Source organism: Agromyces sp. SYSU T00194 (assembly GCF_040496035.1).
GTDB lineage: Bacteria > Actinomycetota > Actinomycetes > Actinomycetales > Microbacteriaceae > Agromyces > Agromyces chitinivorans.
Window position 1 is genome coordinate 764,281 of record NZ_JBEPJZ010000001.1, and the last position, 17,503, is coordinate 781,783.

12 protein-coding genes are annotated in these 17,503 nt (G+C 73.2%); 2 read left to right on the forward strand and 10 right to left on the reverse strand.

Going from position 1 to position 17,503, the window contains the following annotated elements:
• The first annotated feature begins 54 nt into the window (after nucleotides 1-54).
• Nucleotides 55-1,302, forward strand: coding sequence for an imidazolonepropionase (gene hutI / locus ABZK10_RS03490; protein ID WP_353807800.1), 1,248 nt, complete (start codon nucleotides 55-57; stop codon nucleotides 1,300-1,302).
• A 4-nt stretch (nucleotides 1,303-1,306) separates the two neighbouring features.
• Here hutI and ABZK10_RS03495 read toward each other — a convergent pair whose 3' ends face one another.
• From ABZK10_RS03495 to ABZK10_RS03515, 5 genes are all read right to left on the reverse strand, one after another.
• Nucleotides 1,307-1,792: a SixA phosphatase family protein gene (locus ABZK10_RS03495; protein ID WP_353807801.1), complete on the reverse strand. Its 486-nt coding sequence runs from the start codon at nucleotides 1,790-1,792 to the stop codon at nucleotides 1,307-1,309.
• 100 nt (nucleotides 1,793-1,892) lie between these two features.
• Complete coding sequence (locus ABZK10_RS03500) at nucleotides 1,893-2,915, reverse strand: arginase family protein (RefSeq protein ID WP_353807802.1); 1,023 nt, start codon at nucleotides 2,913-2,915, stop codon at nucleotides 1,893-1,895.
• Nucleotides 2,912-3,886: a Rossmann-fold NAD(P)-binding domain-containing protein gene (locus tag ABZK10_RS03505; protein ID WP_353807803.1), complete on the reverse strand. Its 975-nt coding sequence runs from the start codon at nucleotides 3,884-3,886 to the stop codon at nucleotides 2,912-2,914. The genes ABZK10_RS03500 and ABZK10_RS03505 overlap by 4 nt, the downstream gene beginning before the upstream one ends.
• Before the next feature lie 106 nt (nucleotides 3,887-3,992).
• Nucleotides 3,993-6,860 (reverse strand): cation-translocating P-type ATPase, encoded by a 2,868-nt coding sequence (locus tag ABZK10_RS03510; RefSeq protein WP_353807804.1) that lies wholly within the window; start codon nucleotides 6,858-6,860, stop codon nucleotides 3,993-3,995.
• 91 nt (nucleotides 6,861-6,951) lie between these two features.
• Nucleotides 6,952-7,428 (reverse strand): NUDIX hydrolase, encoded by a 477-nt coding sequence (locus ABZK10_RS03515; protein WP_353807805.1) that lies wholly within the window; start codon nucleotides 7,426-7,428, stop codon nucleotides 6,952-6,954.
• A gap of 159 nt (nucleotides 7,429-7,587) precedes the next feature.
• Here ABZK10_RS03515 and ABZK10_RS03520 point away from each other — a divergent pair, with 159 nt between their 5' ends.
• On the forward strand, nucleotides 7,588-9,810 hold the full coding sequence (locus ABZK10_RS03520) for a heavy metal translocating P-type ATPase (RefSeq protein ID WP_436408481.1): 2,223 nt from the start codon (nucleotides 7,588-7,590) through the stop codon (nucleotides 9,808-9,810).
• 22 nt (nucleotides 9,811-9,832) lie between these two features.
• On the opposite strand, the gene ABZK10_RS03525 is transcribed toward ABZK10_RS03520, so the two are convergent.
• The 5 genes from ABZK10_RS03525 to ABZK10_RS03545 form a co-directional block, all read right to left on the reverse strand.
• Nucleotides 9,833-10,360 (reverse strand): hypothetical protein, encoded by a 528-nt coding sequence (locus tag ABZK10_RS03525; protein WP_353807806.1) that lies wholly within the window; start codon nucleotides 10,358-10,360, stop codon nucleotides 9,833-9,835.
• Entirely contained in the window at nucleotides 10,357-10,788 is a 432-nt protein-coding gene (locus ABZK10_RS03530) for a hypothetical protein (RefSeq protein WP_353807807.1), read from the reverse strand. The genes ABZK10_RS03525 and ABZK10_RS03530 overlap by 4 nt, the downstream gene beginning before the upstream one ends.
• A 283-nt stretch (nucleotides 10,789-11,071) precedes the next feature.
• Nucleotides 11,072-14,365: an efflux RND transporter permease subunit gene (locus ABZK10_RS03535; protein WP_353807808.1), complete on the reverse strand. Its 3,294-nt coding sequence runs from the start codon at nucleotides 14,363-14,365 to the stop codon at nucleotides 11,072-11,074.
• Nucleotides 14,366-14,500: 135 nt separating this feature from the next.
• A complete protein-coding gene (locus ABZK10_RS03540) occupies nucleotides 14,501-16,879 on the reverse strand; it encodes an esterase-like activity of phytase family protein (protein ID WP_353807809.1) in 2,379 nt (792 codons plus the stop codon).
• A 132-nt stretch (nucleotides 16,880-17,011) separates the two neighbouring features.
• Nucleotides 17,012-17,494 (reverse strand): glutathione peroxidase, encoded by a 483-nt coding sequence (locus tag ABZK10_RS03545; protein ID WP_353807810.1) that lies wholly within the window; start codon nucleotides 17,492-17,494, stop codon nucleotides 17,012-17,014.
• Nucleotides 17,495-17,503 lie beyond the last annotated feature (9 nt).

Sequence of the window (17,503 nt, forward strand, 5' to 3'; positions counted from 1 at the left end):
ATTCCGCACTTTCTTGACGGGTCTCGGCACCGCGAGGGCGGGGAGGGGGCGGCGATGAGCCGCGATCGCATGCTGCTGGTCGGCATCGGGGAGCTGGTCACCAACGACCCGGCGCCGGGCCGCGAGGGCGGGCCACTCGGCATCGTGCGCGATGCCGCGGTGCTCGTCGACGGCGACCGCATCGCCTGGGTCGGCGCCGACACGCACGCGCGCGAGCGCATCTCCCGGCATCCCGGGCGCGACGATCACGAGGAGGGCGAGGAGCACCGCGAGCTCTGGGACGACCCCGTCGAGGTGGTCGACCTGGCGGGCGGATGCCTCCTGCCGGGGTTCGTCGACGCGCACACGCACCTCGTGTTCGGCGGCGACCGGGCCGACGAGTTCGCGGCCCGCATGGCCGGGCGTGCGTACGAGGCGGGGGGCATCCGCTCGACCGTCGCGGCGACGCGCGCCGCGAGCGACGACGCGCTGCGCGCACGGCTCGCCGGGTTCGTCGCCGAGCTGCGCGCCCAGGGCACCACGACGTTCGAGGTGAAGACGGGCTACGGGCTGACCGTCGCCGACGAGGAACGGCTCGCCCGTCTCGCCGCGGAGGTCACGCCGGAGGTCACGTTCCTGGGCGCGCACGTGGTGCCCGCCGAGTACGCCGACCGCCCCGACGACTACGTCGACCTCGTCGTCGGCGAGATGCTCGACGCCTGCGCACCCCACGCGCGCTGGATCGACGCGTTCTGCGAGCGCGGGGCGTTCACGCCCGAGCAGTCGCGGCGCGTGCTGGAGGCGGGCGCGGCCCGCGGGCTCGGCGTGCGCGTGCACGGCAACCAGCTCGGCCCGGGCGAGGGCGTGCGGCTCGCGACCGAGCTCGGCGCGGCATCCGTCGACCACTGCACCTACCTGTCCGATGCGGACGTGGCCGCCCTCGCGGCATCCGACACCGTGGCCACCCTGCTGCCCGGCGTCGAGTTCTCGACCCGGCAGCCGTACCCCGACGCGCGGCGCCTCATCGACACGGGCGCGCGCGTGGCCCTCGCGAGCGACTGCAACCCGGGGTCGAGCTTCACCAGCTCGATGCCGTTCTGCATCGCGGTCGCAGTGCGCGAGATGGGCATGACCCCGGGCGAGGCCGTGCACGCGTCGACCGCGGGCGGTGCCGCCGCGCTGCGCCGCGACGATGTCGGTGTCATCCGTGCGGGGGCCCGGGCCGACCTCGTCGAGCTCGCCGCGCCGAGCCACGTGCACCTGGCGTACCGCCCGGGCGTGCCCCTCGTGCGGCGCGTCTGGAAGGACGGCTCACTGGCCTAGCGGCTCAGCCCTTCGGGGTGTCGAGGCGCACGTCGACCGGCACCGCCGCGACCGTCTCGGCCCAGTGCGCCACGTCGAAGTCGAACTCGGCGACCGCGCAGGTCGGCATGCGGCCGATCGAACCCGACAGTGCGTATGCCAGGTCGGACATACCGGGATCGTGGGCCACGATCATGCCCGTACTCACCGACTCGTCGAACTCCTCGGCGACGAGCCTGAGCACGGCGGCGGATGCCCCGTAGAGCCGCTCCTCCAGCACCAGGCGGTCCGCGCCCACGCCGAGCACCTCGGCCAGCGCGGCCGCGGTCGTGCGCGCCCGCACCGCGGTGCTCGACCGGATCGCATCGGGCACGACCCCGCGTTCGGCGAGCCTCCGGCCCATCTCGGGGGCATCCCGCCGGCCCCGATCGTTCAGCGGACGCTCGTGGTCGTCGAGGCGTGCGTCGCCCCAGTCGGACTTCGCGTGCCGCACCAGGATGAGCGTCTTCATGGCCGACTCCCCTCGCTCGCGGGCCACGGGCTCGACCGCAGCACCCCGAGGTCGATCCTTCCACGGCGAGCACGACTCCGCGACGCCGCGGCCGCGCTCGTCACGCCGACCGCAGGGCGACCCCGGCGAGCCACTCGAGCACGCACAGCGCGGCGAGGCGCACCGTGCGTCCGTCCGGGGCATCCGTCGTCGCATCGATCTCGACGAGGTCCGCCGAGCGCACCCGGGCGTCGGAAGCCGCCGCCCGAACGAGCGCCCGCAGCTCCCACGCCTGCAGCCCGCCCGGCACCGACGCCGGGCACGCCGGCGCGACCGCCCGGTCGCACGCGTCGACGTCGACGTCGAGGTGCACCGGCCCGCCGCCGGCGCCGGCGATCGCGAGCGCCTCGGCCATGACGTCGGCCGGCCGCCGGCCGTGCAACTCGTCGCGGTGGATGACCGTGATGCCGAGGTCGGCCGCCCGCCGCGCATAGGCCACCGAGTTCGCGAAGTCGGCGATGCCGATCTGCACGATGCGCGTCGGGTCGAGCCCGGCCTCCACGAGCCGCCGCACGGGCGACCCGTTCGACACGCCGTCGCGCAGGTCGTAGTGCGCGTCGATCGTGACGAGTCCCGCCCGGCCGAGCTGGTCACCCCACGCCCCGAGCGCCGTCGCGTACGTGACCGAGTTGTCGCCGCCGAGTGCCACCAGCGTCGACGACCGGCGCAGCGCCGCCGCGACCGCGGCGACCGTGGCGGCCTCACCCGCCTCGCCGTCGGGTTCCTCGATGTCGCCGAGGTCGACGCAGCGCATCCCGCCCAGGTCGAGCGGGGCGGATGCCTCGGGCCGGTGCGCGCCCCCGTGCCCGTGCACGTGCACCCCGGACCGCGTCGCGCGATGCTCGGCCTCGGCCGCCGACCCCTCGTGCCGCCGGTCGGGCACGAGCGCCGGGCTGTACCGCCGCAGCGCCTCGCGCACGGCCGCGGGCGTCGTGTCGGCGCGCGTGGGCGACAGCGAGGTGCGGAAGGCGGGGACGCCGAGGAGCGCGAGGTCGAACCGATCCCCGGGCCCCGTGGCATCCGGCCCCGGCCAGCCGCCCGCGCGAGGCCAGAGCGCGTCCTGCGAGAGTGCGGCAGCGGTCATGCGATCCTCCCGAGCAGCTCGCGCTCGCGCTCGGCGGGCATGCCCGCCGGGCGAGCGGCGTGCAGGCCCTCCGTGCGCTCCCACGCGAGCACGTCGGCGAGCAGCTCGCGCGGCGGACGGGTGCGCAGGCCCGCCGCCTCGGCCGCGACGGTCGACCGCGAGAAGAACCCGACGTACTCGTCGCCCGGCAGCCAGAACGGCAGCTCGAGCGGGCCCACCTCCTGCTCCACCAGCCACTCCGATGAGACCCGCACCACCTCGCCGACGTGCCCGCCGACCTCTCGCGAGTCCTCCACCCAGTGCGCGAACGGCACGATCGGGCCGTCGGCGTTGAAGGTGCCGACGATGCCCTGCTCGGCCGCGTCGAGCAGCCAGGCGACGAGGTCGCCCACGTCGATCACCTGGGTCGCGGCAGCGGGCGTGTCGGGCACGAGCAGTGGGCCCTCGGGGTCGCGGGCGGCGCGCCGCACCCAGTACCCGGATCGCCCGGTGTGGTCGCCCCGCCCGCCGATGATGCCCGGCCGCGACAGGTGCACCCGGTCGCCGACCACCTCGGCGGTCGCCAGCTCGCACGCGACCTTCGCCGCCCCGTACGCCGCGCGGTCGGCGGTGTCACCCTCGTGCGGCGCGTGCACCTCTGCACGCTCGTCCTCGCCGGCCACGTCCTCGCGTGCGTAGACGCTGCCCGAGGACACGTAGGTCCAGTGCCGCGCCCGCGGCCCGATCGCACGCACCGCGTCGCGCACGAACCCGGGCTGCCACGACACCTCGAGCACGGCGTCCCAGTCGCGCCCGGCGATCTCGTCGTACGCGCCCGGCTCGCTGCGGTCGGCGGCGACCAGCGCGGCGCCGGGGACTGCCGCCCCCGCCTCGCCGCGCGCCAGGCAGGTCACCGCGTGCCCGCGCTCCAGCGCCGTTGCCGCGATCGTCCGCCCGAGCCAGGCGGTGCCGCCCAGGATGAGGATCTCCATGCCCCCATCAGAGCAGGTGTGCGGATGCCGCGCCAGCACGGTCCTCGCCGGGCGAGCCGGGCGTCCGCCCCGAGGCATCCGCTCGCCCCACCCCCGGCGCGACGCCTCAGGCCGCGAGCCGCGCCCGATCGCGAGCCCGCAGCACGAGCTTCTGCAGCTCCGACGCCCAGAGCACGAGGGTCGCCGCGACCACGCACGCGAGCCAGTGCTCGGCCGACAGGTGCGCGGTGCCGAACGCGACCTGCAAGAACGGCACCTCGACCACCGCGACCTGCAACGCGACGCTCAGCGCGACGGCCCCAAGCAGCCAGCGGTTGCTGAACGGCCGGAAGAACGCGCTGTGCGTCTCGGAGCGCGCGTTGAACGCCGTGAGCAGCCCGGCGAAGACGAGCGTCGTGAACGCGGCCGTCCGCGCGACCTCGATCGTGTCGGTGCCGCCCGGAATGAGCCCGCCGGGGAGGAACAGGTCCATCACGCCGAGCGCCGCGACGGCCATCACCGCACCGGTGACGAAGATGCCGACCCACATGCGGCCGTCGATCGCGCGGTCATCGACCCCGCGCGGCTTCCGTGCCATCACGTCGTCGATCTCGGGGTCGACGCCCATCGCGAGCGCGGGTCCGGAGTCGGTGATGAGGTTCATCCAGAGGATCTGCGTCGCGAGCAGCGGCGCCACCACCGCCTCGTCGCTCGCCCCCGAGAGCCCGAGCACCCCGGCGAGCACGACCCCGAAGAACACGGTCATGACCTCGCCCATGTTCGAGAACAGCAGGTAGCGCAGGAACTTCTTGATGTTGTCGAAGATCACCCGCCCCTCGCGCACGGCCGCGACGATCGTGGCGAAGTCGTCGTCGCCGAGGATCATCTTCGCCGCCTGCTTGGTCACCTCGGTGCCCGTGACGCCCATGGCGACGCCGATGTCGGCCGACTTCAGCGCGGGCGCGTCGTTCACGCCGTCGCCGGTCATCGCGATGACCTGGCCGTCGGCCTGCAGTGCGTCGACGATGCGCAGCTTGTGCTCGGGCGCGACGCGCGCGTACACCGAGTGCTCGTGCACGGTGCGCCGCAGCGCCTCGTCGTCGAGCGCGGCGAGGTCGCGGCCGGCCACCGCCTCGGCGCCCGGCTCCACGATGCCGAGGTCGGTCGCGATGCGCGCCGCGGTCTCGGGGTGGTCGCCGGTGATCATGAGTACCCGGATGCCCGCGCGATGCGCCTCCGCGATCGCCGGCTTCGCCTCGGGCCGGGGCGGGTCGATGATGCCCACGACGCCGACGTAGACCAGGTCGTGCTCGACCGAGTCGTCGAGCTCGGTGGCATCCGTCTCGGTGGGCAGGTCGTCGGGCTGTTCGCGGTACGCGACGCCGAGCGTGCGGTACGCCTGCCGGGTGAGGGCGTGCACGTCGGCGAGCGCCTTCGCGCGACGCTCCTCGGTGAGCGGCACCGCGTCGTCGCCCACGCGGATCGCGGTGCAGCGCTCGAGCAGCACGTCGGGCGCGCCCTTGCTGAAGAGCACGGCGAGCCCCTCGTCGAGGTGGCGGTTCGCGGTCGACATCATCATGCGGTCGGCGTCGAACGGCACCGACCCGAACCGCTCGAACCTGCCGGCACGCTCGACCGTGCCCGCGAGCTTGCGCGCGGCGACGAGGAAGGCCGCGTCGGTCGGGTCGCCCTGGATGCTCCAGCGGCCGTCCTGTTCGCTCAGCCCCGCGTCGTTCGCGAGCGAGCCCGCCGCGAGCACGACCTGCGCCTCCTCGCGCAGCGCACCCTCGCCGAGCGGCGCCCCGCCCGAGGTGGCTTCGCCCTCCGGCGCGTAGCCGACGCCCGCGAGCTCGACCTCGCCCGAGGCGGTGACGATGCGCTGCACGGTCATCTCGTTGGTCGTGAGCGTGCCGGTCTTGTCGGAGCAGATGGCGGATGCCGCGCCCAGCGTCTCGACGCTCGAGAGCTGTCGCACGACGGCGTTGCGCTTCGCCATGCGCTGCACACCCAGCGCGAGCACGACCGACATGATGGCCGGCAGCCCCTCGGGCACCGCCGCCACCGCGAGCGAGACGCCGAGCAGCAGCACCGTGACGAGGTCGGCCGGCTGCGTCACGCCCTCGACGATGATGATGGTCGCCATGACCACGATCGCGATGGCGATCACGACGATGCCGAGCACGCGCCCGACACGCCCGATCTCGCGCTGCAGCGGGGTCTGCTCCTCTCGGGTCTGCTCGAGCAGGGTGGCGATGGAGCCCACCTGCGTGGCCATGCCGGTCGCGGTGACCACGGCGCGGCCGGTGCCGCGGTTGACCGCCGTGCCCTTGAAGACCATGTCGGTGCGGTCGCCCGGCTCGGCGGGCTCGGCGAGCGCACGCGGGTGCTTGTCGACCGGCTGGCTCTCGCCGGTGAGGGATGCCTCCGAGACGCGGAGCCCGCTCGACTCGAGCAGCCGGGCGTCGGCGCCGACCTGGTCGCCCTCGCCGAGCACCAGCACATCGCCGCGCACCAGCTCGCGGCTGGGCACCGCGGCGCGCTCGCCGTCGCGGAGCACGAGCGAGTTCGCCTCGGTCATGCGCGAGAGCGCCGCGACCGCCTCGTCGGCGCGGGCCTCCTGCACGACGCCGATGATCGCGTTGACGATCACGATCGAGCCGATCACGAGCACGTCGATCGGCAGCCCCTCGGCGCCCTCGAGCGCCCAGGCGAACAGGGCCACCACGAGCGCGCCGAGCAGCAGGTAGATCAGCGGGTCCTGGAACTGGGCGAGGATGCGGCGCCAGAGCGGTGTCGGCCGCGACTCGCGCAGCTCGTTCGGTCCGTCGGCATCCAGCCGCCGGGCCGCCTCGCGGGCGGAGAGCCCGACCGCGGGGTCGACGCCGAGCGCCTCGGCGACCTCGTCGGCGTGGGCGATGCTCGGATCGGCGATCGGTCGGTCGGTGCGCTGCTCGGTCCGGTCGGTGCGCTGCTCGGTCCGGTCGTCGCTCGCCACGGTTCCATCCTGCGGCGCGCAACGGGGCGAGCACAACGGGTGCGGATGCCCCGGGGCATCCGCCTGCACCGCCCACGTCTCGGGTGCGGGGTCAGGCCTCGAATCGCGCGGCGACCTCGTCGGCGGCGGCGGCGCGCACGCGCTGCTTCTGGTCGTCGGGCATGTCGTCGAGCTCGTCGAGCCGGGCGAGCGGGTACCAGAACACCTCGGATGCCTCGCCGTCGGCCGGGTACGGATCGCCCGAGACGTAGCGGCAGCGGAACGTCAGGTCGAGGTACGCGGTGCGGTCGCCGTTCGGATACGTGATCTCGGGCGTCGTGTGCACCCAGGCGAGGCGCTCGACCTCGATGTGCACGTTCGCCTCCTCGAGCGCCTCGCGCACCGCCGTGATGGCGGGCTCCTCGCCCGGCTCGATGATCCCGGAGATGGGTGCGAGCCGGCCGTTGTCGCTGCGGCGGCCGAGCAGCACCTCGTCGTCGCGGAGGATCACGGCGGTCACGCCCGACAGCCAGAGCGGGGCGGTGCCGATCGAGCGGCGCAGGTCGACGATGAAGTCGGGGATGGGCATGGTCCGAGCCTATGCAGGAGCCCGGCGGCGCGGGAGCATGGCAGTGATGGGAGCCGATCGGATGGCGCGTCGAGACCGTGCGGGAACAACCCGGAGGGTGTCCGCGTTGACGTTGACGAATACCCCCTAGGGGTATAGCTTGGCGAACAGGGAGCGATGATGGCGAACGCACACGAGCCGCAGGCCGGCACCGGGCACCACGGGCACGAGGCCCACGACATGCACGAGCACGCGGGACACGACATGCACGAGCACGAGCACGAGCAGCACGAGCACCACGGGCACGAGCACCACGGGCACGAGCACGCGGGCCACGACACGCACGGCGGCCACAGCGGGCACGCGGGCCACGGCGACCACGTCGCCCGGTTCCGCCGCCTGTTCTGGATCATGCTCGTGCTGGCGGTGCCGACGGTCGCACTGAGCCCCATGTTCGCGATGCTGCTCGGCTACGAGGTGCCCGACTCCGGCCCGATCGCCTGGGTCGTCCCGCTGCTCGGCACCGTCATGTACCTCTGGGGCGGCTGGCCGTTCCTGACCGGCGCCGTGAGCGAGATCCGCGCGAAGTCGCCGGGCATGATGCTCCTCATCGGCCTGGCCATCACCGTCGCGTACTTCGCGTCGCTCGGCGCGAGCCTCGGCATCCTCGACCACCAGCTCGAGTTCTGGTGGGAGCTCGCACTGCTGATCGTGATCATGCTGCTCGGCCACTGGGTCGAGATGCGCTCGATCATGCAGGCGTCGTCCGCGCTCGACGAGCTCGCGAAGCTCCTGCCCGACGAGGCCGAGCGCGTGACCGACGACGGCACCGAGACGGTGTCGCCGTCCGACCTGGCGGTCGGCGACGTGGTCGTCGTGCGGCCGGGAGGCAGGGTCCCCGCCGACGGCGACGTCACCGAGGGCACCGCCGAGATGGACGAGTCGATGATCACGGGCGAGTCCCGCACGGTCTCGCGTGCGCCCGGCGATCGCGTGGTCGCCGGCACGGTCGCGACCGACACGGCGATCCGGGTGCGGGTCACCGCCGTCGGCGACGACACGGCGCTCGCGGGCATCCAGCGCCTCGTGTCCGACGCGCAGGGCTCGAGCTCGCGCGCCCAGCGCCTGGCCGACCGGGCGGCGGGCTGGCTGTTCTGGTTCGCGCTCGGCGCCGCGGTGCTGACGGCCATCGCCTGGACCCTCGTCGGCAGCCCCGACGACGCCGTCGTGCGCACCATCACGGTGCTCGTGATCGCCTGCCCGCACGCCCTGGGCCTGGCCATCCCGCTCGTCGTGTCGATCGCGACCGAGCGCGCGGCGAAGGGCGGCGTGCTGGTGACCGACCGCATGGCGCTCGAGCAGATGCGCACGATCGACACCGTGCTCTTCGACAAGACGGGCACCCTGACCAAGGGCGAGCCGACGGTGACGGATGCCGAGGCCGCGGACGGCCACGACGCCGACGAGGTGCTGGCGCTCGCGGCCGCGGCGGAGGCCGACTCGGAGCATCCGCTGGCCCGCGCCATCGTGGCGCACGCCGAGGAGCACGGGCTCGACGTGCCGCGCGCGACCGACTTCTCGTCGGCGCCCGCCGTCGGCGTGCGGGCGAGCGTCGAGGGCCGCATCGTGCGCGTCGGCGGCCCGGCGCTGCTCGACGAGGAGGGGCTGCCCCCGCTTCCCGCCTCGGAGGGCTGGGCCGAGCGCGGCGCGACCGTGCTGCACGTCGTGCTCGACGGCGAGGTGGCCGGCGCGCTGGCCCTCGCCGACGAGGTGCGCGAGGAGTCGCGCGAGGCGATCGACGCGCTGCACGCGCTGGGCATCGGCGTGGTCATGATCACGGGCGACGCCGAGCCGGTGGCGCAGGCGGTGGCCGACGACCTCGGCATCGACCGCGTGTTCGCCCGGGTGCGGCCCGAGGACAAGGCCGACCGGGTGTCGCAGCTGCAGCATGAGGGCCGGCGCGTCGCGATGGTCGGCGACGGCGTGAACGACGCACCGGCGCTCGCGCAGGCCGACGTCGGGCTCGCGATCGGCGCCGGCACCGACGTGGCGATCGCCTCGGCGGGCGTCGTGCTGGCGTCCTCCGACCCGCGCTCGGTGCTGTCGGTGATCGAGCTCTCGCGGGCCTCGTACCGCAAGATGCAGCAGAACCTGTGGTGGGCGGCCGGCTACAACCTGGTGTCGGTGCCGCTCGCGGCGGGCGTGCTCGCGCCGATCGGGTTCGTGCTGCCCATGTCGGTCGGCGCGATCCTCATGTCGGCGTCGGCCGTGGTGGTCGCGGTCAACGCGCAGTTGCTGCGCCGCCTCGACCTGCGACCGGAGGTGTCGACGCGCGCGGTGCTCGATCGCGAGGGCGGCCGGCCCGCTCGCAGCGACGAGCGCGAGCCCGCCCGCGTCAGTTGACGCCCGGCCCGTCCCGGTGCGCTCAGCCCGCGGGCCAGCGCGCCGGGATACCGCCGGCCGGACCCGGCGCGACGACGCCCTGCGTGGGCGTGAGGGTGCGCAGCACCCCGCCGTCGAGCGTGAGGAACAGGTAGACCTGCCCGTCGACGTCGAGCGGGTCGCCGTCGGGGTAGGCGTCGCCGCCGGTGCAGGTGACCGGCGTCGACACGACCCGCCGCACGTCGTCGCCGGTGTCGGGGCCCTTCACGAGCTCGTCGACCTCCACCGTCCACGCCGACGCGGAGATGCCGAACAGTCGCTCGGTGCCGTCGCGGCCCGCGACCGTGGCGAGCACGACGACGTCGGCGTCTCCCGCCGCCTGCTCGGGCGTGCCGAAGTCCACCCACGACACGCACGTCTCGCCCTCGCCCGGCAGCCCGACGTCGCCGATCGCGCACCCGGCCAGCAGGGCGACGGATGCCCCGGCGAGCAGCACGCCCGCGACCCGGCGCCGCGGGTGCCGGCGCCGGTTCGACGCGTCATCGGTGCGCCCCGGCACGACGGTGGTCATCGCGCGTCCGGGGTGAGCTCGTGCGCACGTCGCACCAGCGCCGCGAGCGCGTCGAGGTCGAGGTCGTCGAGCCGCGTGACGTTCACCGCGGCCGAGCCGACCTTCACCCGGCCGAGGCGGTCGGCCCACGACTGCACGAGGTAGGCGCCGTCCTCGACGGCGTTGACGTAGACGCTCACATGCCGCTGCTGTGCGGCGAGCCCGACGAGGAACCACTCCACGTCGGCGCCGCGCGGACGCGGCTGCATGATGGCGCCGTATCCGATGATGCGCTGCTCGGTGCCACCCCAGAACCCGCCCTCCCAGAGCACGCGCTCGAGCCCCGCGAGCTCGGCCGCGATGCGCGCGTCGAGCACCCGCATCGCGTCGCCGCGCTCGCCCTCGAGCGACGCCAGGTACGCGTCGACGTCCGTCCCGGTGCGCTCCATCGTGCAACCCCTCCCACTCGACACGACGATTCTCCCCCACACCACCACCGCCCCGCCCCGCGCCGGCTCCCGCCCGCCGCTGGTGCGCACAGCGTGGCCAACGGTCCCGCTCATCACGCTTCACGCACCAGCGGCCCCGCCGGGGCTCGGCGCCGGTGCGCGAAACGTGGTCATCCGAATGGGAGACCACGGTTCGCGCACCAGCGGCGACGGGTGCGTGATCGGGCGGCGGAGCGGGCCGAGCGGCGGGCAGCGCCCCCGAAGCGGATGCCCCGGGCGGCCGCTACTCGGCGGGCGTCGCCGCGGCGGCGGCCTCCTCGTCGGCCCGGCGCTGCGCGCGCTTCAGCTCGCGCTTCGCGCGGCGCTTCTCGCGGCCGCCCTCGACGACCGAGTACAGCACGGGCAGCACGATGAGCGTCAGCACGGTCGACGACAGCAGGCCGCCGATCACGACGATCGCGAGCGGCTGCGAGATGAAGCCGCCGGTGCCGGTGATGCCGCTCGCCATCGGGATGAGCGCGAAGATCGTCGCCAGCGCCGTCATGAGGATCGGCCGCAGACGGCGGGACGCACCGTGCAGCAGCGCATCCCGCACGTCGCGACCGCGATCTCGGTACTGGTTCACGAGGTCGATGAGCACGATCGCGTTCGTCACCACGATGCCGACGAGCATGAGCACGCCGATCAGCGACGAGACGCCGAACGGAATGCCGACCGCGAGCTGCAGCAGGATCGCGCCGGTCGCCGCGAACGGCACCGAGACGAGCAGCAGCAGCGGCTGCAGCAGCGACCGGAACGTCGCGACCATGACGATGTACACGATCAGGATGGCGGCCAGCAGCGCGAGGCCGAGCTGCATGAAGGCCTCCTCCTGGTCGCTCGACACGCCGCCGATGGTGGCGTTGGTGCCCTCGGGCAGGTCGGCCGACTCGAGCGCGTTCGACACGGCGAGCGACGCGGCGCCCACGTCCGACTGATCGGGCGCGGCCGTGATCGTCGCGCTGCGCAGGCCCTGCACGGTCGTGATCGACGCGGGGCCGTCGGTCTCGTCGACGTCGGCGAGCTCGTCGAGCTCGACCGTGCCGGCCGGCGTCGGCACGGGCAGCGCGCGGAGCTCCTCGACCGTCGCGGGCGGGTCGTCGCTGGCGATGTAGATCGTCAGGAGGTCCTCGTCGATCTGCACGCTGCCCGCGGCCTGGGGCTGCATGGCGGATGCCACGAGCGAGCTCAGCGCGACCTCCGAGTACCCGGCGTCGGCCGCCGCCTCGCGGTCGACGACGACGCCGATGTACGGCCGGGTCTCCGAGAGGTTCGACGTCACCTCGACGATCTCGTCGAGCCCGTCGAGCGCCTCGACGACGGCGTCGGACGCCTCGCGGAGGTCCGCGTCGTTGCCGGCGGTGACGTCGACGAGGATGTCGCTGGAGAACCCGCCCTGCTGGGCGGCCAGGGTGAGCTGGCCCACGTCGTCGAGTGCGTCGAGCTCCTCGCGCACCTCGGCCTGCAGCGCCTCCTGGTCGGCCGACTCGTCGGTCGTGACGGCGTAGGTGATGGTGCTGGACGCGCCGCCGCCGAGGCCGATCTGGAGGTCGGTGCCGCCCCCGATGGAGGTCTGCACGATCTCGATGCCCTCGGTGTCGCGCAGCGTCTGCTCGACCTCGGTCGACGCCTCGTCCATCTGCTCGAGCGAGGTGCCCGCGGGCAGCTCCTGCGTGACCTGGAAGGTGTTCTGCCCGGTCGCGCCGATGAAGTTGGTCGGCATCAGCGGGTACAGCGCGAACGTGCCGACGAGCACGAGCGCGGCCGCGATGAGCGTGAGCCAGCCGTGCCGGAGCGTCCAGCCGATGATCGGCAGGTAGCCCTTCTGCAGGCGCCCGGGGTGCTCGAGCTCGTCCTCGCCGGTCTCCTCGGCGAGCGCCTCGGTCGACGGAGTCCCGTCCTTGCGGGTGCGCCGGGCCGGCTTGATGAACCAGTACGCGAGCACCGGCACGATCGTGAGCGACACGAACAGCGACGCGCCGAGCGCGATCGCGACGGTGAGCGCGAACGGCCGGAACAGCTCGCCGGTCGAGCCGCCGACCAGCGCGATCGGCAGGAAGACCGCGATGGTGGTGACGGTCGACGCCGTGATGGCGCCGGCGACCTCGCGCACCGCCTTGACGATCGTCGGGAGCTTCTCGGCGCCCTCGACGAGGTGTCGCTTGATGTTCTCGATCACCACGATGGAGTCGTCGACGACACGGCCGATCGAGATCGTGAGCGCGCCGAGCGTGAGGATGTTCAGGCTGTAGTCGGTCGCCCATAGGCCGATGAAGGTGATGAGCACCGACGTCGGGATCGAGATCGCCGTGACGAGGGTGGCGCGCACCGACAGCAGGAACAGCAGGATGACGAGCACCGCCATCACGAGGCCGAGCATGCCCTCGACCGCGAGCGTCTCGATCGACTCCTGGATGAACGGGGCCTGGTCGAACACGACCGTGAACTCGGCGCCAGGGAACTGCGAGGCGATGTTCGCCTGCAGGTCGCCCATCGCGTCCTGCACGGCGGTCGAGACCTCGACGGTGTTCGCGGCGGGCAGCTTGGTGATCGAGAGCGTGAGCGCGGGCTCGCCGTTCACGCGCGAGATCGAGGCCTCGGGGTTGTCGACGAGCTCGACGGATGCCACGTCGCCGATCGTCGGCGCGGGCGAGACCGGCACGGTGACGGTGCCCGTCGCGGCGCCGAGCCCGGTGTCGGTCGCGGCGCCGAGGTCGGCGCCCGCACCGGCATCCGTGCCCGTGCCCGGGACCGCACCCGCGCCCGCGTCGGTGGACGGAGCCGCGACCTGCTCGGTCGCGCCGAGCAGCGGCAGGTCGGCGATGTCGTCGACCGAGGTGAGGCGCTGGCCGGACTGCACGGAGTACGAGATGCCGTCCTCGGTGATCTCCCCGGCGGGGATGAGCACGCCGTTCTGCTGGAGCGCGCCGGTGATCGCCTGCGAGGTGAGGCCGAGCGCGGCGAGCTCCTCGTCGTCGGGCACGATGGTGACGCGCTGGCCGATCTCGCCGATGACGGTGGCCTCGCGCACGCCGTCGATGTCGTTGAGCTCGCCGATCGTGGTGCGGTTCAGCGCATCGGAGAGGGCCGAGGTGTCGTCCGTGCCGCTGACCGCGATCGCGACCACGGGGAAGTCGTCGAAGCTGAAGGCGACCACGCGCGGGTCGACGTCGTCGGGCAGCTGCGACGAGATGCGGTTGATCGCCGTCGTCATCTTCTGCTCGGCGGTCGCGAGGTCGGTCTCGTAGTCGAAGGTCGCGGTGACGACCGAGACGTTCGTGGAGCTCGTGGAGCTCGTCGACTCGAGGCCGGCGATGCCGCGGATGGAGTTCTCGATGGGCGTCGAGACGTCGTTCTCGACGACCTCGGGGGCGGCGCCCGGGTAGGTCGTGACGATCGACAGCTGCGGGAACGCGATCGAGGGGATGAGCTCCTGCTTGAGCAGCGTGAGCGAGACCCCGCCGAAGATCGCGACCACGATCGTGACGAGCGCGATGAGGGCGCGGTTCTTCAGGCTGGCCTGCGCGAGGAGATGCATGCCAACGATTCTCGCATTGCAGTGAGTGCAAGAAGTAACGGGAAGCTGTGAGCCTGCGGAATGACCCGACCGACGGCGCCGGCCGGGCGATGCCGCAGCACCGCCCGGCCGGCGCCGGCCGTCATCGCCCCGGGTTCAGCGGAACGCGGGGATCACCTTCTTGGCGTCGCCGAGCCGCAGGAACACGGTCTCGCCGGTGGCGTCGTCGACGCCGTCGTTGTCGGTGACCGCGTAGACCTGCCGGTCGATCCCGATGGTGAAGCCCTCGAGCTTCTCCTGGGTCCAGCCGTTGCCGGCCTGCAGCGCGGGCAGCGCGTCGATCGCGAGCGACTTCTCGAGGATCGGCAGCTCGTCGGCGCCCGGCAGCTCGTCGGGGATCTCGACGGTGATGACGGTCTTCAGCGCGGCATCCGGGCCGTTCAGCTTGTCGCGCTCGATGAGGGCGAGCGTGTCGTCGTCGATCGCGGTGATCTCCGAGAGGCCGATCCAGTCGCCGTCGACCTCGGTCGACTCGAGCTCGACGCCGAAGAACGCCCAGGTGCCGGATGCCACGTCATAGCGTCCGATGCGCGCGACGTCGCCCTCGAGCAGCTCGAGGCTGCCGGCGCCGACCGACGGGTCGACCCAGAGCGGGCGCTGGATGGCGACCCAGAGCGCCTCGTCGCCGGTGCCCTCGCCCGTGATGGTCACGCCCTCGAAGCCCCAGTTGCGCACGTGGGCGGCGACCTCGGCAGGCAGCGGCACGGTCTCGACGACCTCGCCCGCGGCGTCGATGCGCACCAGCGCGTTCGCCGGGCCGCTCGAGCCCTCGACCGCGAGCCAGAAGCCGCCGTCGGCGAGCGCCTGCAGGCCCTCGACGTCGAACTCCGCGGGCTCGCCGCCCTCGGTCACGACGAGCGCCTCGGTGATGACCGCCTGGCCCTTCCTGTCGGAGACGTCGACCGTGAACACCGTGCTCGGGGCGAGCGCGTTGTCGCTCGCGGCGTAGACGAGCCCAGCGTCGCTCGGGTCGGCCGAGAGCGCTCCGAGCGCGGACCAGCCGATCGGCAGCCCGTCGATGTCGGCCGAGACGATGCTCGGCTGCGACGGCTGCCCCTGCTGCACCTGGTAGAGGTTCACGGACGCCCGAACGCCCGCGTCGGCCTCGTCCACCTCGCTCGAGACGACCAGCAGGTCGCGGCTCGGCACCGGCAGGATGCCCTCCGGCCCGTTGGTGGCGAACAGCAGCTGCTGGAAGACCGGCGCGGTCGGGTCGCTCACGTCGTAGACGGCGACGAAGTTCGACCGCTCGGAGGCGACGAATGCGGTGGGCACGCCGTCGAACCGGGCGACCGCGAGGCCCTCGGGCTCTGCGCCCTTGTTGTCGGCGCGGCCGTCGTTGTAGAGGCCGTGCGCGATCGCGAGGTGCTCGAACGAGTCGCCGGCATCCCACACGACCTCGCCGGTGGCGGCGTCGAAGATCGACCAGCCGCGGCTGCCGCCCTTCCAGTCGCCCTCGTTGGCGGTCGCGACGTACCCGTCGCCGATCCAGGCGATGGCGTCGGGCTCGCGCGGCACCTCGATGGTGTCGGTGAGCGAGATCGCGCCGTCGTCGTCGGTGTCGACGTTCGGGATGACGGGCGAGCCGAGCGAGAACGCGCCCGTCACGGTGCGTGTCGCGAGGTCGATGGTGACGAGGCCGTTGTTCTCCTGCAGCGACACGGCGAGCTGGTTCGCGTCGTTGATCGCGACGTACTCGGGCTCCGGGTCCTCGGGGGTGTCGATGCCGGCGGCCTCGAGCAGCGGCGCGGCCGCGTCGTCGACGAGCGAAACCGGGTCGATGCTCCAGGTGCCCGCGTCCTCGGGCGTGGCCCCGAACGTGATCACCTGCACGAAGCCGGCGGGGGCCTGGGGCAGGTCGCCCTCGTCGCCCGCGCCACCGTCGACGGGGAAGTCCTCGTTGCGCTGGTTCTCCATGGCGATCGCCGCGTAGGCACCGTCGCCGCTCACGGCGATCGAGTCGGGCTGGCCTGCGAGGTCGAAGGTCGCGACGACCTCGTGCGTGGTCGCGTCGACCGCGACGAGCTCGCCCGAGCGCGGCTTCGAGTCCAGCGTGTCGGCGTCGTAGTCGGTGGTGTCGACGACGACCAGCACCAGCTCGCCGTGGGCCGCGACCGAGGTCGGCGACGCCACCGGGGCATCCGTGATCGCGTCGAGCGCCAGCGTGCCCGCGCCGACCGGGTTCGCCGGGTCGGTCACGTCGACGAAGCCGATGCGCTCGCCCGCGGCATCCGTGTAGATGACGGTGTTCCCATCGGGGCTGATCGCCGAGATCTCCGCGACCGTCTCATCGGCCGGGTCGACGCCCGCCGGGGCGTTGAGGTACACGGGGTAGGTCGCCGTGCGGTGGAACGCCGTGGCGGGCGTGCCGTACTTGGGCCCGTTCGGCTGCGCGAGCGCCGGGGCGGCGGCTCCGCAGGCGAGCAGGGCGGTGGTGGCGAGGGCGAGTCCGGTCAATCGGCGCGCGCGCGTCATCGCGTCTCCTTCGAAGGTGGGGTCGAGGCGTCACGCCCCGCTGACCTCCCCACCGTTCCGCCGCGGTCGCAACGCGGCGTGATGCGGCGATGACCCGGCGGTGTCCGCTCGGTGAACGGACGGTGCGGCCGCTCAGGCGGGCAGCGCGCCTTCGATCGCGGCCACGACCTCCGGGGCGTCGGGCTCCGTCGTCGGGCGGAACCGCAGCACCTGCCCGTCGGGGGTCACGAGGAACTTCTCGAAGTTCCAGATGACCTTGCCGGCCTTGCCCTTGGCGTCGGGCGTCTTCTTCAGCTCGGTGTAGAGCGGATGCTCGTTGCGGCCGTTCACCCGCACGCGATCGAAGATCGGGAAGGTGATGCCCCAGGTCGTGGAGCAGTACTCCGAGATCGCCTCGTTCGAGCCGAGCTCCTGCAGGAACTGGTTGCTCGGGAAGCCCAGCACCGTGAAGCCGCGCTCGCCGTACTCCTTCTGCAGCTGCTCGAGCTTCTCGTACTGGGGCGAGAGCCCGCAGCGCGAGGCGACGTTGACGATCAGCTTCACCTTGCCGTCGTACTCGGCGAGGCTCGTCTCGGCGCCGTCGATGGTCGTGATCGGGATGTCGTCGATGGCCATGCTCCAGCC